This is a genomic window from Stutzerimonas stutzeri (genome assembly GCF_009789555.1).
Classification (GTDB): Bacteria; Pseudomonadota; Gammaproteobacteria; order Pseudomonadales; family Pseudomonadaceae; genus Stutzerimonas; species Stutzerimonas stutzeri_R.
Genome location: NZ_CP046902.1, coordinates 4,651,683 through 4,676,175 on the forward strand (window position 1 = coordinate 4,651,683; position 24,493 = coordinate 4,676,175).

Sequence of the window (24,493 nt, forward strand, 5' to 3'; positions counted from 1 at the left end):
AAAGAGAGGCGCGGATTCTACCTCATCCGCCGGGGCGCGGGTATGAGGCCTGGTCATCTGCAACATGAATGCGTCCACAGCGTTTCCCCCAGGCTAGCCGAGCAGCGCCTGCAACTCGCTGCCGGGCATCGGCTGGCCGAGATAGAACCCCTGCACTTCATCGCAGCCGTGCTCCCTGAGAAAATCCAGCTGCGCCTGGTTTTCCACGCCTTCGGCAATGACCGACAGGCTGAGACTGTGCGCCATGGCGATGATGGCCCGCGCAATCTGCCCGTCCTGCTCGCCCGTCGGCAAGCCGTCGACGAAGCTGTGGTCGATCTTCAGGACATCGATGGGGAACGCCTTCAGGTAGTTGAGCGACGAGTAGCCCGTGCCGAAATCGTCGATGGCGATGGACGGCCCGAGCCCCTTGAGCGAGTCGAGGATGCGCATCGCCTCATCGACGTTCTGCATCAGGATACTTTCTGTCAGCTCCAACTCCAGGCATGCGGGCAGGATGCCACTGGACTCAAGGATCGAGGCGATGCGCTGGCCCAGCAGGCCGTCGGCAAACTGTCGTGCGGAAAGATTGACCGACACCTTGGGCACGGCAAGCCCCTGCGCCTGCCACGCCGCAATCTGCCGGCAGGCTTCACCCAGCACCCAATCGCCCGCCTCGACCACCAGGCCCAGCTCTTCGAGCGCCGGAATGAAATCGCCAGGCGGCACCAGACCACGGCCCGGATGTTGCCAACGCAGCAGCGCTTCGACGCCAGTCAGGGTACGACCATCGGCCAGAAACTGCGGCTGATAATGCAGCACGAACTGTTGCTGCTCGAGGGCATGACGCAGATCGCTTTCCAATTCCAGGCGCTCCAGGGCGCTGGCGTTCATCTCGGCTTGATAGAACTGGAAATTGTTCTTGCCGCGCTCCTTGGCGTGATACATCGCCGTATCGGCATTCTTCATCAGTTGGCTGATGTCGTCACCGTCCTGCGGGCTGAGCGCGATGCCGATACTGGCGGTGACGAAGAACTCGCGACCCGAGAGCACGAACGGCTCGGTCAGGCTGGCCAGGATACGTTCGCTGACGTGGATCGCTCGGTTCAGGGCCTCGTCGCGATCGGCGCAGGGATGCAGGAGGAACGTGAATTCGTCGCCCCCCATGCGGGCCACCGTATCGTCCTCGTCGACGCAGGAAGCCAGACGCATGGCCACGTCTTTGAGCATCCGGTCACCGGCAGCGTGGCCGAGCGAGTCATTGATCGGCTTGAAGCGATCCAGATCGAGAAACATCAGCGCGATCCAGGCACCGCGGCGCGCGGCCAGTTGCAGGCTGTTGTGCAAACGATCCTGGAACAGTGTCCGATTGGGCAGCTGGGTCAGGCTGTCATAGTAGGCGAGCCGATGGATGCGCTTCTCGCTGGCCTTGCGCTCGCTCATGTCACTGAAGAAGCAGACATAGCTGACCAGATCATTCTCATCGTCGCGCGCCGCGGTGATGCCAACCCAGCACGGATAGGTTTCCCCATCCTTGCGCTTGAGCCAGAACTCGCCTTCCCAGGTGCCGGCCTGAAGGATCTGGTCACGCACGAAGGTCATCTGGTTGGCCTGCTGGCGATCGGCACTCAGCGCGGTCGGCAGCTTGCCGAGCATTTCGTCACTGCCATAACCGGTAATGCGCTGGAACGCCGGGTTGACCTGGACGATGCGCCCCGCTGGGTCGGTGACGACGATGGCGGCGGTAGAATGGTCGAACACCGTTGCCGCGCGACGCAGCTCCTTCTCCGCCTGGCGCTGTTGGCTGATGTCACGGCCAATGCACAGCGCGCCGTCGAAACGATTGTTCTCGTTTCTGATCAGCATGATGCGCAACTCGATCGTCACCGCTCGACCGTCCGCGGCCAGGCAATCGAAATGCAGCGGCTGGCCCAGCAGATTCTGGCCGAGCTCGGCGAAGGCTATCGGATCGGCCGAAGCGTTGCGCACCCGACGCATCAGGTCATAGAAGCGTGCGATCTGGCGCGGCTTGGTCACCAGCCGACCAAGGCCATTGCGCGCCATCCACTGCGGGCTGTAGCCAAGCATGGCTTCCACCGACGGGCTGACGTAATCGATGCGGACCGCGCTGTCGGTAGTGAAAATCAAATCCTGCAGGCTGTCGGCGAGCATGCGATAACGGCGCTCGCTGTCACGCAGCGAATGGCTGTGCTCGATGTTTGCGGTCACGTCGCGGGCCACGCCAATCAGCCGCCAGACCCGGCCCCGGTCGTCGCGAGAGAGCACCTGCTCGCGGATGCTGAACCAGCGCCAGCTACCGTCCCGATGGCGCCAACGCAGCAACGCCTCCTGGCCAGCCCCCTCGTTCATCGAGCCGCGCAGTGCCAACAGTCGCCAGATGTATTCCTGATCATCGGGGTGGCTGATGCGCCGCCAGAATGCGTCGCCGTCTGCGCCGCGTTCTTCCTCGCTGTAGCCCAGCCGCGAGGCCAGGTTGCTGTTGCTGAACAGGAGTTTGCCGGTCTGAACGTCTTGCACGTACAGCGTGTCCGGTACGGCACGCAGCACTTCCGACCAGAAGCGCTCGCGCTCTGCCAACGCCGTCTGCGCCTGCTGCTCGCGGGTGATGTCGCGCATGACCCAGACAAAGCCGGTGGGTTTCGCATCATCATCCAGGCGCAACGCCCGGCGGGTCATCGAATAGATGCGGGACTCCCCGTCCTGCAGCAATCGAACCGGGGCCAGGCAGACATCGGCATCAGCGCTGCCGGCATCGAAGGCCTGAGGATCGAGCGTGGGCAGCAACCGCTGCAACCGATAGCGGGAAACCTCCCGATTGTTCAGGCCGAACATCGCCTCCGCCTGGCTGTTGAGGTAGCGCAGGCGACCGGAAAAATCGCTGATCAGAATGCGCTCCTCGATGGCGTCCAATGCCGTGATCGAATAGCGCAACGCCTGCCAGCGAGAAGCAAAGCGCCGAGGCGTCAGAAAACGGGCACAGGCTTGCGCCGCGAGCCGCACAAGCGGCGCGAGCTTTTCGGGACGGGACGCAAGCGACGGGGTAGGGTCGAGGTCGGTCAAACGTATCGGACCTGTGTGTTGACGGCCGAGTAGCCATACAGTTGATGCGGTGATGGATGCCAAGAATGCCTACGTGCACGGCAAAATGCCATCATTGAAAAGCCCGGCCGCTGGTTTGCCCTGCCCGGAGCATTCCGGTAGCTTTGCCGAACTGTTCTACCGGCCCGCCGCGGCGGGTTTCCATCTTCCTTTTTTTCTTGTCACGGGCTTCCGTTTCCATGGCTCAATACGTCTACACGATGCACCGGCTGAGCAAAGTCGTTCCGCCGAAGCGTGAAATTCTGAAGAACATTTCGCTGTCATTCTTCCCCGGCGCCAAGATTGGTGTGCTCGGCCTCAACGGCGCGGGTAAATCCACACTCCTGAGAATCATGGCTGGCGTCGACAAGGAGTTCGATGGCGAAGCGCGCCCGATGCCCGACCTCAACGTGGGCTATCTGCCGCAGGAACCGCAGCTCGATCCGAACAAGACCGTCCGCGAAGTCGTCGAAGAGGCCGTGAGCAGTATCAAGGATGCCCAGGCCCGGCTCGATGAGGTCTACGCCGCCTATGCCGAGCCGGATGCCGACTTCGACAAGCTGGCCGCCGAACAGGCCAAGCTCGAAGCCATTCTGCAAGCCAGCGATGGGCACAACCTGGAGCGCCAGCTGGAAGTCGCCGCCGACGCCCTGCGCCTGCCGCCGTGGGATGCGAAAGTCGAACACCTGTCCGGTGGCGAAAAGCGTCGTGTCGCCCTCTGCCGCCTGCTGCTATCGGCGCCCGACATGCTGCTGCTGGACGAACCGACCAACCACCTGGACGCCGATTCGGTGGCCTGGCTGGAACACTTCCTCCACGATTTCCCTGGCACCGTAGTGGCGATCACTCACGACCGCTACTTCCTGGACAACGTGGCCGGCTGGATTCTCGAACTCGACCGCGGCGCGGGTATCCCGTACGAGGGCAACTACTCCGGCTGGCTGGAAGCCAAATCCAACCGCCTGGCGCAGGAGTCCAAGCAGCAGTCGGCCCATGAAAAGGCCATGAAGGAAGAGCTGGAGTGGGTGCGCAAAGGCGCCAAGGCCCGCCAGGCCAAGTCCAAGGCGCGCTTGCAGCGCTTCGAGGAACTGCAATCGCAGGAATTCCAGAAGCGCAGCGAAACCAATGAAATCTATATTCCGGCCGGTCCCCGCCTGGGCGACAAGGTCATTGATTTCAACAACGTGACCAAGGGCTATGGCGACCGCGTGCTCATCGAGAATCTCTCGTTCAGCATGCCCAAGGGCGCCATCGTTGGCGTGATCGGCGGTAACGGCGCGGGCAAGTCGACGCTGTTCCGCATGATCATGGGCAAGGAGCAGCCGGACTCGGGCAGCATCGAGATCGGCGACACCGTGCAGGTCGCCTGCGTCGACCAGAGCCGCGAGGACCTGGACGGCAGCAAGACGGTCTGGGAAGCGGTGTCCGATGGCTCCGACATGATCCGAATCGGTAACTACGAAGTGCCATCGCGCACCTACGTGGGCCGCTTCAACTTCAAGGGCGGCGACCAGCAGAAGTTCGTCAAGGACCTCTCTGGCGGTGAGCGTGGCCGTCTGCACTTGGCGCTGACGCTCAAGGAAGGCGCCAACGTGCTGCTGCTCGACGAGCCGTCCAACGACCTCGACGTGGAAACCCTGCGTTCGCTGGAAGAAGCGCTGCTGGACTTCCCCGGCGCCGCCATCGTGATCTCCCACGACCGCTGGTTCCTGGACCGCGTCGCCACGCACATCCTGTCCTACGAGGACAACGGCGATATCGTCTTCTTCGAAGGCAACTACACCGAATACGAAGCCGACCGCAAGAAGCGCCTGGGCGACGCCGCCGCCCAGCCGCACCGGGTCAAGTACAAGAAACTGGCGCAGTAACGAGCACGACCGAAACGGAGCCGAAAGGCTCCGTTTTCGTATCGACCGACAATCGCCGCCCTGCTGCTGCCCGCGTATGGGTAACGGTCAAGCGGGCGGACAGCTAGGGGCGGTCACCGCCAGGCGCCGCCAGCGCCTGTGCGATCTGTTCGACGATTTCCTCCGGCCGGCTGCGAATGTCTACGAGCAGCGCCTCGCCCTTCCCCGGCGGTTCGAGGTTGGCGAGCTGGTCGTCCAGCAGCGTAGCCGCGAAAAAATGCCCGCGGCGCTTGCCGACGCGCTCGGCCAGCACCTCGCGAGGCCCGTGCAGGAACACCAGGCGCACGTCCTCGACCTCACCCCGCAGCACCTGCCGATACCGCCGTTTGAGTGCCGAGCAGGCGAACACGTGATCCTCCCCGAGCCGCGCCCGTTCGACGATTGCCTCATGCATGGCCTGCAGCCAAGGCTCGCGATCCGCATCGGTGAGCGGCGTTCCGGCAGCCATTTTCGCCTTGTTGGCATCGCTGTGGAATTGGTCCGCGTCCGAAAAGCCGCATCCCAGACGAGCCGCCAGCCGCTCGCCGATAGTCGTTTTGCCGCTGCCGGACACACCCATGATGATGACGATCACTGACACACTCTTCCTTTCAGCCATTCGGAACCGGGACATCGCAGGCCATCGACGGACGACCTGATCGCCCCGATACATGCGCGCTGCGCTTCCCCTCTTCGGTCGTACGGGGGTACCGAAGTTCCTCCCTTGACTGGTCAGTTCGCAGCGACCGGCCACGTTGCCGAGGCGCGGACACCGGCAAGCCTTTCGCCCGATCAGCGGTGACGGCGGGACCGGTCGCAAAGCGCGTCGCCTATACACTGCCGGTATTTGCGGCGACAGATGCGCACCAAAAGACGACACGCGCACAGTGAGTCGCACCTTCACGGTGCAAAAGTTGTTTGCTAGAGTCGCCGCCCTATAAAAATTTCCAACAGGCTGCCGCAGGCGGTTGCCGAGGGCTCAATATGTTCGAAACCGTCGACGCGTTCCTTGCCCGACTCAAACAACGCGATCCCCATCAACCCGAATTTCATCAGGCCGTCGAAGAGGTCGTTCGCAGCCTCTGGTCGTTCCTCGAGGCCAATCCGCTGTACATGCAGGCCGGCATCATCGAGCGCATGGTCGAGCCGGAGCGCTCCATTATCTTCAGGGTCCCCTGGGTCGACGACCAGGGACGCGTCCAGGTCAATCGCGGTTTCCGTATCCAGATGAACAGCGCCATCGGCCCCTACAAAGGCGGCCTGCGCTTCCACCCTTCGGTCAATATCGGCGTCCTGAAGTTTCTCGCCTTCGAACAGGTATTCAAGAATTCGCTCACTTCGCTTCCGATGGGCGGCGGCAAGGGCGGCTCTGACTTCAACCCCAAGGGCAAGAGCGACAACGAGGTCATGCGCTTCTGCCAGTCGTTCATGACCGAGCTGTACCGTCATATCGGCGCCGACCTCGATATTCCCGCCGGTGACATCGGCGTCGGCGGGCGCGAGATCGGCTTCCTTTTCGGCCAGTACAAGCGCTTGTCTAACCAGTTCACCTCGGTACTGACCGGCAAGGGATTGTCCTATGGCGGCAGCCTGATCCGACCGGAAGCCACCGGCTACGGCTGCGTGTATTTCGCTGAAGAAATGCTCAAAAGCACCCGTACCCGCATCGAAGGCAAGCGCGTCGCCATTTCGGGCTCCGGCAACGTTGCCCAGTATGCCGCCCAGAAAGTCATGGAGCTTGGCGGGCGGGTCGTTTCCTTGTCCGACTCGGGGGGAACGCTGCACTTCCCGGACGGCCTGACCGAAGAGCAATGGAGCTACCTGATGGACCTCAAGAACGTCCGTCGCGGCCGTATCGAGGAGATGGGTGCGCATTTCGGCGTGACCTACCTGGCCGACCAGCGCCCCTGGAGCCTGCCTTGCGAGATCGCGCTGCCTTGCGCGACACAGAACGAACTCGATGCGCAGGACGCCCGCACGCTGCTCAACAACGGCTGCATTTGCGTGGCCGAAGGCGCCAACATGCCGTCGACGCTGGAAGCGGTGGACCTGTTCCTTGAAGCCGGCATCCTTTACGCCCCGGGCAAGGCATCGAATGCCGGCGGCGTGGCCTGTAGCGGACTGGAAATGAGCCAGAACGCCATGCGCCTGCACTGGACCGCCGGGGAGGTGGACACCAAACTGCACGGCATCATACAATCGATCCACCATGCCTGTGTCGCCTACGGCGAAGAAAACGGCCGCACCAATTATGTGAAAGGCGCCAATATCGCCGGCTTCGTCAAGGTTGCGGACGCCATGCTGGCCCAGGGCGTGGTTTAACCTCGCTCGAACCCTGGAAGCTGACCCTGGCGGCCCTGCTGGGGCTTGCCAATCAACGCCCCAGCGGGCGACCCGGCGAGAGCGGCGGGGACGTCTCGCCAGCGCTTACCAGTAATTTTCCACCGCGACCTGCCCCGGACGCCGGGTCAGGCTGAGATTGAGCCCTCGCGCTTTTAGCATGGCGCGAGTGTCCTCGATCATCTGGGGGTTGCCGCACAGCATGATGCGCGAATGCTCGGGCTCGAGGCTGAGCCCCGCAGCACGCTCCAGTTCGCCGTTCTCGATCAGTGTGGTGATACGTCCGTGCAAGGCACCGGGCGCCTTCTCGCGTGTGATCAATGGCAGGTAGGTCAGCTTGCTGCCCAGACCCTCCAAGTACTCACGCTGCGGCAGCTCGTGGATCAGCGACTGGTAGGCCAGTTCAGACGCCGTGCGCGCACTGTAGACCAGCACGATCCGCTCGAAGCGCTGCCAGACCTCGAAATCCTGGAGAATCGAAAGGAACGGCGCGATGCCAGTCCCGGTGCCCAGCAGCCAAAGATCGCGGCCATCGATGAACCGGTCCAGCGTGAGAAAGCCGAACGCCTGCTTGTCCACCAGCAACTCGTCGCCAGGTTTCAGGCGGCTCAATTGGCTGGTGAACTCGCCTTCCGGTACCACAATGGAGAAGAAGTCGAGAAACTCGTCATGGGGCGCCGACACCATCGAGTAAGCGCGCCAGACGATGCTACCGCTGGGCTTACGGACGCCGAGACGCGCGAACTGCCCGGCCGTGAAGCGAAAGCCCGGGTCGCGGCTGGTGCGCAAGGTGAACAGGCTCGGGGTCAACGTCTGCACATCGAGCAGACGCTGGCGGGTGAACTTCTCTTCGCTGACGGTCATACTTCGCTCCCTTCGCGGAGATCTGCGGATTCGAGGGGTCAGCCCCTTGATACTCCTTTCCGACGCTCACAAACACCGCCAGTTCTTATGCCTATTCTCGAATCTCGCTACGCCCGCCTCGACCTGATTCGCCAGCCGGAGCAGCCCAACGAACCGTTACAGGCCTTCGATGCGGCCGATGAATACCTGTTGGCCGAATTACATGAGCAGGATTTGCCAGCCACAGCGCGGGTGCTGATCCTCAACGACAGTTTCGGTGCCCTGGCCTGTTCGCTGGCCGAACGGCTACAGGTAACCAGCAGTGGTGACTCGCACCTGGCCTACCTGGCCCTCGAGAAAAACCTCCAGCGCAACGGGATCGGCACCGGCAGCGTCATCTTCACCCCCTCAAGCGAGCCGCCGCAGGGCCCCTTCGATCGAGTGTTGATCAGGGTGCCCAAAACCCTGGCGCTGCTGGAGGAACAACTGATCCGCCTGCACGGTCAGCTTGCACCCGGCGCACGGGTGATCGCTGCCGCGATGATCAAGCACCTGCCACGCGCGGCGGGCGACCTGCTGGAAAAATACATCGGTCCGGTGCAGGCCTCGCTGGCTGTGAAGAAGGCGCGACTGCTGACCGCGACCCCAAGCCACATGCCGGCACCCGCGTCGCCCTACCCGACCCGCTACAGCCTCGATCAACCGCAGGTCGAACTGATCAACCACGCCAACCTGTTCTGCCGCGAAGGCCTCGATATCGGCACCCGCGCCTTCCTCCCATACCTGCCCAAGGCACTCGGCGACCTGCGTGTCGCGGACCTCGGCTGCGGCAATGGCGTACTGGGTATCGTCTACGCGCTGGGCAATCCCCAGGCACAACTGACGCTGATCGATGAAAGCTACATGGCGGTGCAGTCGGCGAGAGAAAACTGGCGAGCGATCCTCGGCGAGCGCCCTGCCGACATCCGTGCTGGCGACGGGCTCGCCGAGCAGCCCCCAGCCTCGCTCGATCTGGTGCTGTGCAACCCGCCGTTCCACCAACAGCAGGTAGTCGGGGATTTCCTCGCCTGGCGCATGTTCACCCAGGCCAAATCCGCACTCGCCAAGGGTGGCGAGCTCTGGATCGTCGGTAACCGCCACCTGGGCTATCACCTCAAACTCAAGCGCTTGTTCGGCAAGGTCGAGCAGGTCGCGGCGACGCCCAAGTTCGTCATCCTGCGGGCGATCAAGGCATGAAGGCTCGCGACTTGCTGGCCAGTCAATGATTGGTCGACCGCAGGGCAGAAAACAGCAAAGCCTTACAACAACTTGTCCAGCGTGATCGGCAGGTCCCGCACGCGCTTGCCGGTGGCATGGTAGATCGCGTTGGCTACGGCTGCGGCAACCCCCACGATGCCGATCTCGCCAACTCCTTTTGAGCCCAGCGCATTGACGATCTCGTCTTTCTCTTCGACGAAGATAACGTCGATTTCGCCGATGTCCGCATTGACCGGCACGTGGTACTCGGACAGGTTGTGGTTCATGTAACGGCCCAGGCTATGGTCGATGAGGGTCTCCTCATGCAGGGCCTGGCCGATACCCCATACCACGCCACCGACGATCTGGTTGCCCGCTGTCTTCGGGTTGACCACCCGCCCAGCGGCGACGGCACTGACCGCCCGGCTCACCTTGATCGTTCCCAGCGCCTCATCGACCCGCACTTCGATGAACACCGCCGAGTGCGTGGCGGTCGAATAAGCGTTGCGTTTCTCGCCTGGTTCGACGCTTGCCTCGGCCTCGAGTGCGCCACTGACGGCGACGATCTGCTCGATCTCGACGCTGTGAGCGGGAGCGGCCTTCAGCCGCATCTGGCCATCGACGAAGTCCACATCGTCGAGCCTGGCGCCGGTAAATGGCGACACCGGCGATTGCTGGGCCGCGTCCAGGAGCTTCTGCCGCAAGCCTTCGCACGCTTGCTGTACCGCGCTGCCGACTGAGGACACCGTCGCTGAGCCGCCTTCGAGCGGCGCTTGCGAAAGGTTGGAGTCACCCAGGCGGAACTCGACGCGCTCAAGCGGCAGGCCCATGGCCGCCGCCGCGATCTGGGTCATCACCGTGTAGGTGCCGGTTCCGATGTCGGCTGTGGCGCTGCTGACCACCAGACGACCATTGGGCTCCATGCAGGCCTTGGCGCTGGCTGGCATCTGCATGGCTTCCCAGACGCCGGTGGCCATGCCCCAGCCGATGAGCTGATCGCCGTCGCGCATGGAACGCGGCGCCATGGAACGACGCGACCAGCCGAAGCGTTCGGCGCCCTGCTCATAGCACTGGCGCAGCGCCTTGCTGGAATAGGGCTTGTCCTCGTTGCCGTTACGCTCGGCATAGTTGGTCAGGCGCAGCGCCAGTGGATCGACGGACGCAGCATAAGCCAGCTCATCCATGGCGCACTCCAGCGCGTAGACGCCGACGGTCGCGCCCGGTGCACGCATGTCCAGCGGGGTGTAGACGTCCAGCGGCACCAATTGGTAGTCCAGCCGCACGTTGGGACACCGATAGAGCATGCCGGACCACTCGGCTTCATGCTCGGTAAAGTCTTCGAAGGTCGACGTCTGGCCGATTGCCTGGTGGGTCAAGGCTTCGAGCTGCCCATCGGCCGCTGCGCCGAGGCTGATGCGCTGCAGGGTGCGCGGTCGATAGCCGAACGTGAACATTTGCTGGCGCTTGAGCGTGACACGAACCGAGCGTTGCAGTTTCAGCGCCGCCATCACCGCCAGCGGCAGTTGATACTGCGGACGCAACCCGGAACCGAAGGCACCCCCTACGAAAGGCGATAGCACGCGAATCCTGCCTTGCAGGCCAAACACCTTCTCCAGGTAGCGCATGCAATTCTGCACACCCTGGGTCTTGTCGTAGATTTCCAGATGGCCTTCGGGGAAATAGTGCACGGTCGAGGCATGCGGCTCCATCGGGTTGTGGTGCTCGACCGGCGTGCTGTACTGGAGATCGAGCCTGAGCATGGCGCCGCGCAGTGCCGCGTCCACGTCGCCGCGGGCCGGCGGCAGTTCGGACGGCGCCTTGTGCATGGTCTGAAGCTCGCTGAGCAGATCGGTCCGATGTGGCTCGCGCGCGTACTCCACCCGCACCAGGCTAGCGGCATAGCGGGCGAGTTCGAGGTTCTCGGCAACCACCAGCGCAACCGGTTGGCCGCTGTAGAGGATGCGGTCGTTGAACAGCGGACGAAACGGCGAGCCTTCAGCGGCATCGTCGTCCTCGTAGGGTTCGTCGTAGCTGGCAATGGGGGGACGGTTCTGGTGGGTCAGCACCAGCACCACGCCCGGCACCGCCTCGGCTGCGCTGGCGTCGATGGCGACGATCCGTCCACGGGCTATACAGCTGTTGACCACACTGCCGTAGAGCAATCCAGGCACCTGAAATTCTGCGGCGTAGTGCGCCTGGCCAGTGACCTTGAGCGGGCCGTCGACGCGATCGATTGGCTGGCCGAACGGGGAAGTGGCAGGTTTCATCGGACGTCTCCTTTGGCGGCGTCGGTCAGGGCGCGGACGATGGCGCGCCGGCCCAATTCGATCTTGAACGCGTTGTGTTCGAAGCCTCTGGCGCCTTCGAGCAGCGCATCTGCCGCCGCCCCGAAGGCCACCTCGTCCGCAGCGCCTCCCACCAGCAGCGCTTCGGCTTCACTGTTGCGCCAAGGCTTGTGCGCCACGCCGCCCAGGGCGATGCGCGCGGCGCGAATGCCAGTGCCATCCATCTCCAGCGCTGCCGCCACCGAGACCAGAGCGAAAGCGTAGGACGCACGGTCGCGCAGCTTGAGGTAGCGGCTGTGTGCAGCAAACCCTTGCGCCGGCAGCTCCAGCGCCGTGATCAGTTCACCTTGGAGCAGCGTGTTGTCGTGCTCGGGCGCATCGCCCGGCAGCCGGTGAAAGTCACAGAAAGCGATGCGCCGCTCGCCTACTGGCCCCTGCACATGAACGACGGCTTCCAGCGCGGCCAGCGCGACGCACATGTCGGAGGGATGCACCGCGATGCACGCCTCGCTGTGACCGAGAATCGCGTGAATCCGGTTGAGCCCCGCACGCGCCGAGCAGCCGCTGCCGGGCTCACGCTTGTTACACGGCGTATTGCTGTCGTAGAAGTAGTAACAGCGGGTGCGCTGCAAGAGATTGCCACCGGTGCTGGCCATATTGCGCAGTTGTGGCGAGGCGCCGGCGAGAATCGCCTGGGCCAGCAGCGGGTAGCGCTGCTGCACCAGCGGATGCCAGGCCAGGTCCGAATTGCTCACCAGGGCGCCGATCCGCAACCCGCCGCCTGCCGTCTCCTGCACATCGGCCATCGGCAGGCGCGTGATGTCGATCAGTTGCTCCGGGCGGGTGACGTTTTCCTTCATCAGGTCGAGCAGATTGGTCCCGCCGGCGATATAGCGGCTGTTCGGTCGGAACAGACCGATGGCCTCGTCGATGGTGCGCGGACGGACGTATTGGAACGGATTCACGGCTTCACCTCCCGCACGGCGGCCAGGCGGTCGTGGGTCTGCGGCATCGCCTCTTCGATTGCCGCGAGGATGTTCGGATAGGCGCCGCAACGACAGAGATTGCCGCTCATCTGTTCGCGCAGATCGTCGCGCGTCCGTGCATGTCCTTCGGCGACCATGCCCACCGCCGAGCAGATCTGACCCGGCGTGCAGTAGCCGCACTGGAAGGCATCGTGACGGACGAACGCGGCCTGCATCGGATGCAGTTCGCCGCCCTGGGCCAGCCCTTCGATGGTCGTGAGACGGGCACCGTCGTGCATGATCGCCAGCGTCAGACACGCATTGATCCGCCTGCCATTGAGCAACACCGTGCATGCGCCGCATTGGCCGTGATCGCAGCCCTTCTTGGTGCCGGTCAAGGCCAGTTGTTCGCGCAGCAGATCGAGCAGGGTGGTCCAGGGTAGAACATCGACCTGGCGGCTCTGGCCGTTCAACTCAAGGGTGATCGAACAGGCGGCGATACCACCTGCGGGAGAAGATGTTTCGCTCATGGCAGCCTCACGGTTGGGGGCCGACCGGCACCTGTTCTGGGCAGGCTTGCCGACGACCTCAGGCATGGGTGCGCTGTCCGTGCGCCTACGGGGTACGACTGCCGCACGCGAAAGAATGTTCAGCGAGGGCTGCACCGGCAGGTGAGAAGCGCTGCAAGAAGGGCACGGAGCCCCGCCGGGACGGCCCGGGTCCGCAGGCGGTCGCGCACCTGCCATGCAGCGTTGCGTCAGGCTGGGCGGCGGTCGGTCGGGCGGTCGATATCCTGCAGCACACCCGGATCGTCCAGCGCGATCTCGCTGACCGATGGGCTGGCGAACAGTGCCTGCGCGCCCCGCTCGCCCGTTAAGGCCAGTAGCTGTTCGATATGCTCGGCACCGATGCCGCGAGGGTGGCCGCGTTGGCCCTGGAACGTCGGCACGACAAGCCGATGCGGCTGGATGTCCGCGACGATACGGGCAATGCTGTCGCGCCGCACGTAAGGCATGTCGCCCAGCGCCACCAGCCAACCCCGGCGAGCGGGTCGATACGCCACTGCCTGCGCCAGGCTATGGCCGAGACCATGGGTTCGAACCGACAGAATCTGCGCGTCGAAGTCGCCTGCTGCTTGCCGAAGCCAGGCCAGTAGCCGATGGTTGTCGTCACGGGTCACCACCAGCAGCCGTTCAGTCAAGCCGGTCAATGACCTCAGCGTCTCGGCAATGACCACAGGCGCATCGGCCGCGTCGGTGCTGCCGGCCAGCAGTTTGTCCTCGTCACTGTGCTCGCGGTATCGACTGCCCTGTCCCGCGGCCAGGACGATGGCGCATACGCCCTCGGCGAGATCAGACACAAGGGCGCACCGTAGCCGGGCTCAGGCCCCGAGCGCCCTGCGTCCTCGCCTTCACGCGGAGCAGGGCCCGGTTGACCTCACCCGCGGCCACGGCCCATTCCATTGGCTGATCATCACGCGGCACCGTCAGAAACACAGCTGTTCCCCCTCGTTCAGCAATCCGGTCGAAGCTCGGCACATCCGTCTTGCATTCGCCATTACCATGAGCGCACGCGACTGCCGAGGCCGACGACCATAACGCAGCGGCGTGCGGGCGGCCAGCCGGGCGAAACTCGCCGGTCACGCAATGGACAATTCAACCCGGCGCAGCAGCGGTGTAAGATGCGCGGCTTTTGCGAGCAGCGCCCGGATGGGCTTTGCTGTACCAGTGAACTGCCCCGAGAGGCAGGATACCCATCGCCAGCCTTGACCGGCACACACGAGGATCGACCATGCTGGAGAAGCTGTTTCAACTCAAGGCGCACCACACCACCTTGCGCACCGAGGTCCTCGCTGGTCTTACGACCTTCCTGACGATGGCGTACATCCTCTTCGTCAATCCGAGCATCCTTGCCGAAACCGGCATGGACCATGGCGCGGTCTTCGTCGCGACCTGCCTGGCAGCCGCCATCGGCTCGGCAATCATGGGGCTGGTGGCCAATTACCCGATCGCCCTGGCGCCGGGCATGGGCCTGAACGCGTTCTTCACCTACACCGTGGTGCTGACCATGGGTTACACCTGGCAGACCGCGCTGGGTGCGGTATTTCTCTCCGGTGCGATCTTTTTCCTGCTGTCCATTTTCAAGATACGCGAATGGATCATCCACAGCATTCCGTTGGCGCTGCGATCCGGCATCGCGGCAGGTATCGGCCTGTTCCTCGCCATCATCGCGCTCAAGAACGCCGGTATCGTCGTGGATAACCCAGCCACGCTGGTGGGCCTGGGCGACCTGACCGCTGGCGGTCCGCTACTGGCCTGCCTGGGGTTCTTCCTGATCGCAGCACTGGCCTATCGCAAGGTGACCGGCGCGGTGATGATTGGCATCCTGGTGGTGACCGGACTGTCGATCCTGCTCGGTCTTTCCGAACTCAACGGCGTGGTATCGATGCCGCCCTCGCTGGCGCCGACCTTGATGCAACTGGACATCATGGGTGCGCTGGACATCGGCCTGCTCAGTGTCATTTTCGCCTTTCTCTTCGTCGACCTGTTCGACACCTCCGGCACGCTCATCGGTGTCGCGCAGAAAGCCGATTTGCTGGACAAGGACGGTCGTATGCCGCGCCTGGGCCGCGCGCTGCTGGCGGACAGCACCGCGACCATGGCCGGCGCCGCGCTGGGAACCTCGACCACCACCAGCTACATCGAGTCCGCCGCCGGTATCAGCGCCGGTGGGCGTACCGGAATGACCGCCTGCGTAGTGGCTCTGCTGTTCCTGCTGAGCCTGTTCTTTGCACCGTTGGCCGGTGCAGTGCCGGCCTACGCCACCGCGCCTGCGTTGCTGTTCGTCGCGGTGCTGATGATGAGCAGCCTGGCCAACATCGACTGGGACGATCTCACCGTCGCCGCGCCGGTGGTCATTGCCGCGCTGGCGATGCCGCTCACCTTTTCCATCGCCAACGGCATTGCCTTCGGCTTCATTGCCTGGACCGCGATCAAGCTGCTCGCGGGCCGCTGGCGCGACCTGAGCCCGGCAATGTGGGTGCTGTCGATCCTGTTCGTGATCAAGCTGGGCTTTTTCAACGGTTGATGCCGCGCGAGGTGGATGACGCTGTTCCGTCCACCCTTATCGATACCCGGTGGATGGTCCAAGCGCCATCCACTCTACGATTTTGACAACCCAAAGAGTCCCCATGAGCCGTCCGCGATTCGACCCTGCCAACTACGACGCCCAACTCGCCGACAAAGCCGCCCGGCTGGTCGAGCTGCTGGCGCCCTTCGACGCGCCGGCGCCTGAGGTCTTCGACTCACCGCACGAACATTACCGCCTGCGCACCGAGTTTCGCCTGTGGCGCGAGGACGGCCAGCGCCACTACGCGATGTTCGAACCGGGTGACAAACATACGCCGATCCTGATCGACGAGTTTCCGATCGCCAGCCGCCGCATCAACGAACTGATGCCGCGACTGAAAGCCGCCTGGCAGGCAAGCGAGACGTTGAGTTTCAAGCTGTTCCAGGTCGAATTCCTCACGACATTGACCGGCGATGCGCTGATCACCCTCGCCTATCACCGTCCGCTGAACGAGGCCTGGCAGGTTGAAGCCGAGCAGCTAGCCGCCGAACTGGGCGTGAGTATCGTCGGGCGATCCAAGGGCAAGCGCTTCGTCATCGGACGCGACTACGTCGAGGAGCGGCTGGTGGTTGCCGGTCGAACCTTCAGCTACCGCCAACCGGAAGGCGCCTTCACCCAGCCCAACGGCGAGGTCTGCCAGAAGATGCTGAACTGGGCGTTCGATGCCCTTGGCGAGCGCGACGACGATCTGCTCGAACTCTACTGCGGCAACGGCAACTTCACCCTGCCGCTGGCGACGCGGGTGCGCAACGTGCTCGCCACTGAAATCAGCAAATCATCGGTGAACGCAGCGCTGGCGAACCTCGACGACAACGGCATCGACAACGTGACGCTGGTGCGCCTCTCCGCCGAGGAGCTGACCCAGGCGCTGAACGACGTGCGACCTTTTCGCCGCTTGGCGGGAATCGACCTGAAAAGTTATGCCTTCGGCAGCGTCTTTGTCGACCCGCCACGCGCCGGCATGGACGCGGACACCTGCGAGCTGACCCGCCGTTTCGAGCGCATCCTTTATATTTCCTGCAATCCCGAAACCCTGGCGCAGAACATCGCCCAACTGGCCGACACCCACCGCATCGAGCGCTGCTCCCTGTTCGACCAGTTCCCCTATACCCACCACATGGAGTCGGGTGTGCTACTGATCAGAAAGTGATCAGCAATAGCCGGTCTCGGGTAACACGGACTTAATACTCCACACGCAGCTCGGCACTGCTGGGTTCGGCCTGGCAGGCGAGCGTCCAGCCCTGATGTAACTGCGGCTCAGTCAGCACCTGATTGCTTCGCAGAATCACGCTCCCAGAGACCACGCGGCACGTGCAAGCCGCGCAGACACCGGAACGGCATGCACTGGGCGGCTGTAATCCAGCCTGTTCCATGGCCTCCAGCAATACTTCACCGGGAGCCACCTGCAGCTCATGCATTCGCCCCGCCAGAGTCACCTGCAAGCGGCTACGGCCTCCACTCCGCGCTGCCCCGCCCGGAGCCGCACCGAAGCGCTCCAAATGAATCCGCATGTCGCTGATCGCCAATAGACCGAGCGCGGTACGCGCCGTGTCCATGAAAGCCCGCGGCCCACAGATAAAACAGTCGGCACGGCTCCAATCGATCAATTGGGTCGCGATCTGTTGCGCATCCGCTCGCCCTTGGCTGACATCGAACCACTGACGCAAGTCGAAACGTTGCGAATAGTCCCGCTGCAACACCGCCAGTCGCTCCGCGAAAATCACTGATTCAGGGTCGCGGTTGGCGTAGAACAGGCACACCCGGGCACTGCCCTGCGCGAGCGCCGCCTCGATGATCGCCATCAACGGGGTGATACCACTGCCAGCGCCCAGCAGCAGGAGATCGGCATCCAGGCTATGCGGCACGAACAGCCCAGCGGGCGGCAGCGCCTCGATAGTGTCACCCGGCTCCAGATGCTCGAACAGCCAGTTCGAGGCGCGCCCGGCGGCAACCCGCTTGATGGTGATACGCAGCAAGCCATCGGTCCCTACGGGTTGCGACAGCGAGTAGCAGCGCAACAACGCTGACTCGTCACATGGCACCCTCAACGTGAGAAATTGCCCCGGACGAGCCAGGAAGCGCGACCGCTGAACACCTGGAACCTGCAATACGTATGAACAGGTATCGAGCGTCTCGGCCTGACGCGAAATAACCTGTAGACGAACGAACTCACCCGCCTCGGGCAGGCTTTGCGAACGAAGAGCGGCTCCCTTCGGCGTCTTCGTCAGCCCCTTCAACATCGGCCCTATCGATCTGCGGCGAAAGACCAGCAGATAGGCGATATGCAAGCCGACCAGCCCCAGGCCCAGATCGGCGAAGAACTGGTGTACGCCTTCGGTATCCCCCATCCAGTCGACAAAATCGATGTCGCTGGCGGCGCCGAACAGGTTCGGCTGTACTCCGGGCAGTGCGGCCAGCACATCGCCGTTATCAACCATGCCCAGACCAATCAGGGTGGCGATGGCGAAGCTCGCCAAGGCGGCAGAGGTAAGCCACATACCCAGCGCCGTTATATCCGGCCTGCGCAGTTGCCGCTTCGAGGGCAGCAGACGCGGGAAGCCGCGCAAGTGGATTCCTGAAATCAGCAGGCGCAACACCAGCAGCACGAGCAGGCCGTAGCCCAGCCAGATATGCAGCAGCTCGGCAGAGCTACCGCTCATGTAGACCGCAACAAAGAAGCCGGCCAGCAGCCAGTGGAATAGTCGGAAACGGTTGAAAGCCGCCATGAGGGTTCCTCCATGAAAGAAGTGCCACCTTGTAGGCGCATTAGCTGACGCGTAGCTGAATAGCCGCTGCTTAGCGTTCAGTTTCGCTTAAGTAGGCGCGCCCAGACTCCGCTCATTCTCAATCGGAGCCTGCGCCATGAAGACCCACTGGATCGCCTTGATCTGTTGCCTGAGCCTTCCCGCTCTGGCCGAAACCGGACACCCGCTATTGACCGTCTACGCGGAGCAGGCGCGCCAGCAAGACCCGGCCTTCGCCGGCTTTTCCGCCGAACGCGGCAAAGCGCTGTACTTCACGGAACAACAGCGCAACGGCAAGCCCATGAGTTGTACCACCTGCCATACCAGCGACCCACGACAAACCGGTAAAACGCTGGCCTACCGCAAGGTCAAGCCATTGGCACCGGTGGCCAATCCCGAGCGTTTCAGCAATCCGAAAAAGGTCGAGAAATGGTTCCGACGCAATTGCGACGACGTCTTTGCCCGCGAATGCACGGCACTGGAAAAGGGTGACTTCATCAGTTGGATCAGCCAACTGAAATAAAGGGAATGATCATGAAAATCGCACGACTGACCGCTATCGCCGGACTGAGCCTTAGCGTGATACTGATCGGGGTCAGCCTCGCCGGGAACGATAGCCACTCCAGTCGCTACAAGCGACCCAAGCAGCTTGCGGTGCAGCGCAATGCGCCACTGTTGTGGAAAGAAGAATGCGCCGCCTGCCACATGCTCTATGCGCCGGGCTTGCTGCCGCCTGAGGCTTGGCGCGAGCAGATGCGTACCCTCGATGAGCACTACGGCAGTAACGCCACACTCGAACCCGAGCAGGAGCGCGAGATTCTCGACTTCCTCGTGCGCGCCTCTGCCAGCAACCGGTTGCCCGTCGAACCCTCTCCGGTCGTCGGCGAACCGCCACGCATCAGCCAGACGCGCTGGTTCGAGCATAAACACGATGAGGTCAGCGAAGCCAAGTTCCGCCGCGAGGCGGTAGGTGGTCGGGCCAACTGCGTGGCCTGCCATCGCGATGCTGAACGCGGAGACTTCGATGATGACAACGTGGAAATTCCACGCTAGGTCATCTGCGCGTCTTCTCTATTTCCAGGAAGAGCGCGGCATCCTTCTGTGCATATTGCGTCTGGCTCGGAAGCCCGGGGACCAGCGGCGCAAGCGTGCTGCCGGCGCGAGAGACTCGATCAGCCGTGTGGCCTCGTCGGCTGTGCTGGCCAGCCCGCGATGCGCGCTGTTGAAGCATGCGCGCGGCACCGAAGGTGCCCGACTGCCCGCTCGCATAGGTGCACGCTGGCCCGCTGGCGCGTTGCGACCACAGCTCGGCACGCCGCTAAGCTTCGCTTAAGTTTCGCCGCCTAGACTCACCGCAATTACCCACACAAGGAGTAGGTGAAATGAACGCGAATTCAATGCCGACGCGTTACGGACGGCTGTCCATCGGGCTGCACTGGCTGATGCTGCTGCTGATCGCGGCGGTCTACGCCACCATTGAACTGAAGGGCAATTTCGACAAGGGCAGCGCACCGCGCGAGCTGCTCAAACACTGGCACTTCATGCTCGGTCTGGGGGTCTTCGCGCTGGTCTGGTTGCGCCTGCTCGCACACTGGCTGGGGCCGGTGCCGAAGGCCGCCGCAGGTGCACGCTGGGAGCATGCTCTGGCAATACTGGTGAAAGTCGCGCTGTACGGGCTGATGATCGGCCTGCCGTTACTCGGCTGGCTGACGCTGAGCGCCGCAGGCAAGCCGATCCCCTTCTTCGGTCTGCAGCTGCCGGCCCTGATTGCAACGAACAAAGCACTGGCCGGCGAGATCAAGGATATCCATGAGGCCCTAGCGGTCGCCGGGTACGGGTTGATCGGCCTGCATGCCGCGGCCGCGCTGTTTCACCACTATATCCGTCACGATGACGTGCTGCGTCGCATGCTGCCCCAGCGGCGCTGAGGCGCGTTGATGAATGCCCGGCCGGTACACGTTGGGCAGCGTTGCCGTGGGCCCGCACCGGTCACTCATCGAACCACCACCCGCGCATCATCGCCCCGTGCCCCGCGCCCCGTGCATGGGAGTCGTGGCCGGCCCGACACGCTGTCAGGGCGCCGGGTCGCCGCGGCGAAACGGCTGCGCCACGCTCTCGCTGGACTCGCTCGGTTCCGGCCGAACGTCGCCCAGGCGGAACGGTTGCGGTGGCTCATCCACCAGCCGACGGGTAGGCGGCTCGACCCGAGCGGCCGGGGCCTCGGCTGCGGCTCGCTCACGCATCGCCAGCAGCGCGCCGGCGGCGAGCAAGGCTGCACAGAACCGGTAAACCAGTGAGGCCAGATCGAAGCCGATCAACTGGCCACCGTCGAGCCACAGCGAGCCCAGTCGCCCGGCGGCCAATGCCAGCATGGTGATGACCAGCATGACCAGCGCCGCCCGGGCACGCTCCGGTTCGCGGATAGCCCAGAGCAGGAACAGCGCCATTCCCAGTTGCAAACCGCCGTAATAGACACGCATATGGCTGACCGAGGCGGTCTCCATCAGCAACATCCCGTTCAGATTGGCCATTTCATAGGGACGCAGCCAGTAGGCGAGGCTGAAAGCGATCATGATCACGGCCTGAACAACCAGAACGAAACGAGCAAAACGCATCGAAAACTCCCCTGATAGCGGCTGCGCACTACAATAGCCATCCGACCGAAACGACAGGCGTTGGTTCGCCGCGGTGCCACAGCCGCGCAACAATCGCTCGAACGCCTGCGCTTGGATGCCACGACCGCTTGGCGTTATCGTGCGCCGAATTCCATTGGAGAACTTGTCCATGCGCCGTCTGCTATTTGCCACGACCCTGTTCGCCAGCCTCGCCCAGGCTGCCGAACCCATCACCATCGAAGTTCATCGCGACGCCAACTGTGGCTGTTGCACCTCGTGGATCAAGCATCTCGAGGAAAATGGCTTCCAGGTCAACGATCACGTCGAAACCGACATGGCCGCCGTCAAGGCGCGCCTTGGCGTACCACACCGGCTGGGCTCCTGCCACACGGGCGTCATCGACGGAAAGTTCGTCGAAGGTCACGTTCCCGCCGCCGACATCCTTAGCCTACGCGCTCAGCCTGACCTTATCGGCGCGGCAGTGCCCGGTATGCCCATGGGCTCGCCTGGCATGGAGATGGGCGACCGCAAGGATGCCTACAGGGTGATCGGGGTAAGCAAAAAGGGTGATGAATCGGTCCTCGCCGACTATCCGGAGAACTGACGAAAAAGCAGACGAAACCTGAATGCCGGCTGAATTAGCTGGCCACCTGACGGGTCTATCCGCTAGCAGCTTCCTGCAAGAAGGATTCGCACATGCGTTGGAAAAAAGCGCGGCGCAGCGACAACGTGGTGGATGCCCGCGGCCGTAGCGGCGGCATCGGCGGCGGACGCCTGAGCCTGGCCGGGGTAGCGATCGTGGTGGTCATCGGATTGCTCTCTGGCCAGGACCCGATGCAGATACTTGGTCAATTGGCCAATCAGACAGGTCCGGCGCCCACGCAGCAGAGCGATACGCCCGCACGCGGCGACGACCCGCAAGTGGCGTTCGTCCAGGCCATTCTGGGCGACACCGAAGACACTTGGCGCGCGCTGTTCCAGGAATCCGGCGAGCAGTACCGCGACCCGACGCTGGTGCTCTTCCGCGGCGGGGTCAACTCGGCGTGCGGATTCGCCAGTTCAGCGGTTGGCCCGTTCTACTGCCCAGGTGACCGGCAGGTGTACCTCGACCTTCAATTCTTCGATGAGATGGCTTCGCGCTTCTCCGCCTCCGGCGACTTCGCCCAGGCTTATGTCATCGCGCACGAGGTCGGCCATCACGTACAGACCCTGCTCGGGGTATCGCAACAGATACAGGCCGCACGCCAGCGCGGCGCGCGCATGGAAGGCGACAGTGGCCTGCTGGTTCGCCAGGAGTTGCAGGCCGACTGCTTCGCCGGTGTCTGGGCCTACCACGCGCAACAGCGCCATGACTGGCTCGAAGTCGGTGATCTTGAGGAAGCGCTCAACGCCGCTACCGCCATCGGCGACGATAATCTGCAAAAGCAGAGTCAGGGCCGGGTGGTGCCGGACGCGTTCACGCATGGCACCTCGGCGCAGCGGGTGAAGTGGTTCCGTACCGGCTTCGACAGCGGTGACCCGGCACGTTGCGATACCTTCCAGGCACAGCGCCTGTAGCCTGATCGAGCTCAGCGCGGGTCATTCGACCCAACAATAGATCGGCGCATCGGCCCCGCTATCGACCTTGACCCGCGCACTGTGACGCAGGCGCACCAACAGCCGTTTGGCGCCCTGCGCACTGCCGGCCAGTGCTGCAAGTTCTGCCAGCAGTTGCGGCCCGTCCATCCGCCCCGCTTGGCGTAGCAGTTGTTGCGCGCCCTGCCATAGACGATCATCCGCGCCCGCCGACGCGGCGCGCGGCGCCACCGAGGTGGCGGGCAACTGGCGCGCGAGCTGAGCCCAATCCTCATCATCCAGCTCGATGCTGAGGTCGACCGGCCACGCACCGACGTGACCACGAATTCGGATCATCTTCACCTCCTGATGTCTGTGCCTCATGCTCCCACGCCTCGGACGGGCTGGCCAGCCGATACTTATATTTGTTATAACGTAACCATCAATATATCGATGGAGTTCGTTATGCGCCGCCTGCTGCTTGCCCTGCCCTTCGCCCTGCTGCCCGGTTTCGTTCACGCTGACGCCCCCCACGACCACGACCATGACCAGGACCATGCACACCATGGCAGTCTCGGTGCACATGAGCACGGTGCCGCCGAACTGGATGTGGCGCTGGACGGCTCAACCCTTGAGATCGAACTGCGCAGCCCGGCGATGAACCTGGTGGGTTTCGAGCACGCACCGAGCAGTCAAGCGGACAGACAGAAGGTCGCCGGCGCACGCAAGCAGTTGGAACAGCCGGACGCCCTGTTGGGCCTGCCGGCCGTAGCCAATTGCGCGCTATCCGAAACCGAACTGGAAAGCCCGCTCTTCGAAGACGCCGCTCATCAGCATGAAGATGAACATGACAGCCAGCACAGCGAGATCCATGCGCACTACCATTACGATTGCGCCACACCCCAGGCGTTGCATGCCCTCGATCTGCAGGGACTGTTCAAGGCTTTTCCAGGCACCGAGAAAATCCAGGTCCAGCTGATCGGCCCCAACGGCCAACGGGGGGCGCAGCTTGACGCCGACCAGTCGCGCATCGAATTCTGATCTCCGATCGTCTGCCGTTGCCCGGTCCGACGCAGTAAACTTTCCGGCTCGCCTGACACGGATCACTCGATGACCGCACCGTTGCTCGAACTCCACCAACTGGGTTTTGCCTGGCCTGGCCAGGCAGAGCTGCTAGACGTTCCCAGCTTCGTGCTGGAGCGAAACCAGAGCCTGTTTCTGAAAGGGCCTTCAGGCAGCGGCAAGACAACGCTGCTCGGCCTGATTGGCGGCGTACAGAAAGCGCAGCGCGGCACGGTTCGGCTGCTCGGCACTGACCTCGCGGCACTCTCGGCGGGCGCGCGGGATCGTTTTCGGGTTGACCACACCGGTTATATCTTCCAGCAGTTCAACCTGCTGCCCTTCCTCTCGGTGGCAGAGAATGTCGGCTTGCCTTGCCATTTTTCCAGGACCCGCGCCGAGCGCGCCCGCCAGCGGCACGGCAGCGTGGCGCAAGCGGCGGCGAGCCTGCTTGCTCATCTGGGATTGCCGGAGCAGCTCCTTGAACGACGTGCCGAAGCCCTGTCGATCGGCCAGCAACAGCGCGTCGCCGCGGCGCGTGCGCTCATTGGCCAGCCTGAACTGGTGATCGCCGACGAGCCCACTTCGGCACTCGACGCCGATAGCCGCGAAGCCTTCCTGCAGTTGTTGTTCGCCGAATGCCGGGAGGCCGGTTCGAGCCTGCTGTTCGTCAGCCACGATCAAGGCCTGGCCGCGCTGTTCGATCGGAGCCTGTCACTGGCCGAGCTCAATCGCGCCGCTCACGCACCGGAGGTATAG

General features: G+C 63.4%; 23 protein-coding genes. 13 read left to right on the plus strand and 10 right to left on the minus strand.

The window, feature by feature from the left end:
- Positions 1-93: 93 nt before the first annotated feature.
- On the minus strand, positions 94-3,060 hold the full coding sequence (locus GQA94_RS21685) for a bifunctional diguanylate cyclase/phosphodiesterase (RefSeq protein WP_233270201.1): 2,967 nt from the start codon (positions 3,058-3,060) through the stop codon (positions 94-96).
- 52 nt (positions 3,061-3,112) lie between these two features.
- Here GQA94_RS21685 and GQA94_RS21690 point away from each other — a divergent pair, with 52 nt between their 5' ends.
- Positions 3,113-3,337 (plus strand): hypothetical protein, encoded by a 225-nt coding sequence (locus GQA94_RS21690; protein WP_158189957.1) that lies wholly within the window; start codon positions 3,113-3,115, stop codon positions 3,335-3,337.
- Complete coding sequence (gene ettA / locus GQA94_RS21695; protein WP_158189958.1) at positions 3,279-4,946, plus strand: energy-dependent translational throttle protein EttA; 1,668 nt, start codon at positions 3,279-3,281, stop codon at positions 4,944-4,946. Before GQA94_RS21690 ends, ettA begins: the two co-directional genes overlap by 59 nt.
- Positions 4,947-5,049: 103 nt before the next feature.
- Here ettA and GQA94_RS21700 read toward each other — a convergent pair whose 3' ends face one another.
- A complete protein-coding gene (locus GQA94_RS21700; protein WP_158189959.1) occupies positions 5,050-5,559 on the minus strand; it encodes a gluconokinase in 510 nt (169 codons plus the stop codon).
- Positions 5,560-5,948: 389 nt separating this feature from the next.
- On the opposite strand from GQA94_RS21700, the gene gdhA reads away from it, so the two are divergent.
- Positions 5,949-7,286, plus strand: coding sequence for an NADP-specific glutamate dehydrogenase (gene gdhA / locus GQA94_RS21705; protein ID WP_158189960.1), 1,338 nt, complete (start codon positions 5,949-5,951; stop codon positions 7,284-7,286).
- Between the two features lie 105 nt (positions 7,287-7,391).
- Here the strand turns inward: gdhA and GQA94_RS21710 are convergent, their stop codons facing one another.
- Entirely contained in the window at positions 7,392-8,168 is a 777-nt protein-coding gene (locus tag GQA94_RS21710; RefSeq protein ID WP_158189961.1) for a ferredoxin--NADP reductase, read from the minus strand.
- An 87-nt stretch (positions 8,169-8,255) separates the two neighbouring features.
- On the opposite strand from GQA94_RS21710, the gene GQA94_RS21715 reads away from it, so the two are divergent.
- Positions 8,256-9,383, plus strand: coding sequence for a methyltransferase (locus tag GQA94_RS21715; RefSeq protein WP_158189962.1), 1,128 nt, complete (start codon positions 8,256-8,258; stop codon positions 9,381-9,383).
- A gap of 62 nt (positions 9,384-9,445) precedes the next feature.
- On the opposite strand, the gene GQA94_RS21720 is transcribed toward GQA94_RS21715, so the two are convergent.
- The 4 genes from GQA94_RS21720 to GQA94_RS21735 all read right to left on the minus strand — a co-directional run bounded on the left by GQA94_RS21720 (position 9,446) and on the right by GQA94_RS21735 (position 13,993).
- Positions 9,446-11,650: a xanthine dehydrogenase family protein molybdopterin-binding subunit gene (locus tag GQA94_RS21720; protein ID WP_158189963.1), complete on the minus strand. Its 2,205-nt coding sequence runs from the start codon at positions 11,648-11,650 to the stop codon at positions 9,446-9,448.
- Entirely contained in the window at positions 11,647-12,633 is a 987-nt protein-coding gene (locus GQA94_RS21725; RefSeq protein ID WP_158189964.1) for an FAD binding domain-containing protein, read from the minus strand. The genes GQA94_RS21720 and GQA94_RS21725 overlap by 4 nt, the downstream gene beginning before the upstream one ends.
- Entirely contained in the window at positions 12,630-13,163 is a 534-nt protein-coding gene (locus GQA94_RS21730; RefSeq protein WP_158189965.1) for a (2Fe-2S)-binding protein, read from the minus strand. Before GQA94_RS21730 ends, GQA94_RS21725 begins: the two co-directional genes overlap by 4 nt.
- Positions 13,164-13,390: 227 nt before the next feature.
- Positions 13,391-13,993 (minus strand): nucleotidyltransferase family protein, encoded by a 603-nt coding sequence (locus GQA94_RS21735; protein ID WP_158189966.1) that lies wholly within the window; start codon positions 13,991-13,993, stop codon positions 13,391-13,393.
- 431 nt (positions 13,994-14,424) lie between these two features.
- On the opposite strand from GQA94_RS21735, the gene GQA94_RS21740 reads away from it, so the two are divergent.
- Both GQA94_RS21740 and trmA read left to right on the plus strand, forming a co-directional pair.
- Positions 14,425-15,720 (plus strand): NCS2 family permease, encoded by a 1,296-nt coding sequence (locus GQA94_RS21740; protein ID WP_158189967.1) that lies wholly within the window; start codon positions 14,425-14,427, stop codon positions 15,718-15,720.
- A gap of 103 nt (positions 15,721-15,823) precedes the next feature.
- On the plus strand, positions 15,824-16,912 hold the full coding sequence (trmA, locus tag GQA94_RS21745; protein ID WP_158189968.1) for a tRNA (uridine(54)-C5)-methyltransferase TrmA: 1,089 nt from the start codon (positions 15,824-15,826) through the stop codon (positions 16,910-16,912).
- 31 nt (positions 16,913-16,943) lie between these two features.
- Here the strand turns inward: trmA and GQA94_RS21750 are convergent, their stop codons facing one another.
- Positions 16,944-18,488 (minus strand): 2Fe-2S iron-sulfur cluster-binding protein, encoded by a 1,545-nt coding sequence (locus GQA94_RS21750; RefSeq protein WP_158189969.1) that lies wholly within the window; start codon positions 18,486-18,488, stop codon positions 16,944-16,946.
- A 136-nt stretch (positions 18,489-18,624) separates the two neighbouring features.
- On the opposite strand from GQA94_RS21750, the gene GQA94_RS21755 reads away from it, so the two are divergent.
- From GQA94_RS21755 to GQA94_RS21765, 3 genes are all read left to right on the plus strand, one after another.
- Positions 18,625-19,029 (plus strand): DUF1924 domain-containing protein, encoded by a 405-nt coding sequence (locus GQA94_RS21755; protein WP_158189970.1) that lies wholly within the window; start codon positions 18,625-18,627, stop codon positions 19,027-19,029.
- Between the two features lie 11 nt (positions 19,030-19,040).
- A complete protein-coding gene (locus GQA94_RS21760; protein WP_158189971.1) occupies positions 19,041-19,559 on the plus strand; it encodes a cytochrome C in 519 nt (172 codons plus the stop codon).
- Positions 19,560-19,888: 329 nt separating this feature from the next.
- Entirely contained in the window at positions 19,889-20,434 is a 546-nt protein-coding gene (locus GQA94_RS21765; protein WP_158189972.1) for a cytochrome b, read from the plus strand.
- 144 nt (positions 20,435-20,578) lie between these two features.
- Here GQA94_RS21765 and GQA94_RS21770 read toward each other — a convergent pair whose 3' ends face one another.
- Positions 20,579-21,121, minus strand: coding sequence for a DUF4345 domain-containing protein (locus GQA94_RS21770; protein ID WP_158189973.1), 543 nt, complete (start codon positions 21,119-21,121; stop codon positions 20,579-20,581).
- A 169-nt stretch (positions 21,122-21,290) separates the two neighbouring features.
- Between GQA94_RS21770 and GQA94_RS21775 the strand changes: the two genes are divergently transcribed.
- Both GQA94_RS21775 and ypfJ read left to right on the plus strand, forming a co-directional pair.
- Positions 21,291-21,725 carry a DUF411 domain-containing protein gene (locus tag GQA94_RS21775; RefSeq protein WP_158189974.1) on the plus strand — a complete coding sequence of 145 codons (435 nt, stop codon included), beginning with the start codon at positions 21,291-21,293 and terminating at the stop codon, positions 21,723-21,725.
- A 92-nt stretch (positions 21,726-21,817) separates the two neighbouring features.
- Positions 21,818-22,678 carry a KPN_02809 family neutral zinc metallopeptidase gene (ypfJ, locus tag GQA94_RS21780; RefSeq protein WP_158189975.1) on the plus strand — a complete coding sequence of 287 codons (861 nt, stop codon included), beginning with the start codon at positions 21,818-21,820 and terminating at the stop codon, positions 22,676-22,678.
- Between the two features lie 21 nt (positions 22,679-22,699).
- Here ypfJ and GQA94_RS21785 read toward each other — a convergent pair whose 3' ends face one another.
- Entirely contained in the window at positions 22,700-23,032 is a 333-nt protein-coding gene (locus tag GQA94_RS21785; protein ID WP_158189976.1) for a hypothetical protein, read from the minus strand.
- A 108-nt stretch (positions 23,033-23,140) separates the two neighbouring features.
- Between GQA94_RS21785 and GQA94_RS21790 the strand changes: the two genes are divergently transcribed.
- Positions 23,141-23,716, plus strand: coding sequence for a DUF2796 domain-containing protein (locus GQA94_RS21790; RefSeq protein WP_158189977.1), 576 nt, complete (start codon positions 23,141-23,143; stop codon positions 23,714-23,716).
- A gap of 69 nt (positions 23,717-23,785) precedes the next feature.
- Positions 23,786-24,493 (plus strand): ABC transporter ATP-binding protein, encoded by a 708-nt coding sequence (locus GQA94_RS21795; RefSeq protein WP_158189978.1) that lies wholly within the window; start codon positions 23,786-23,788, stop codon positions 24,491-24,493.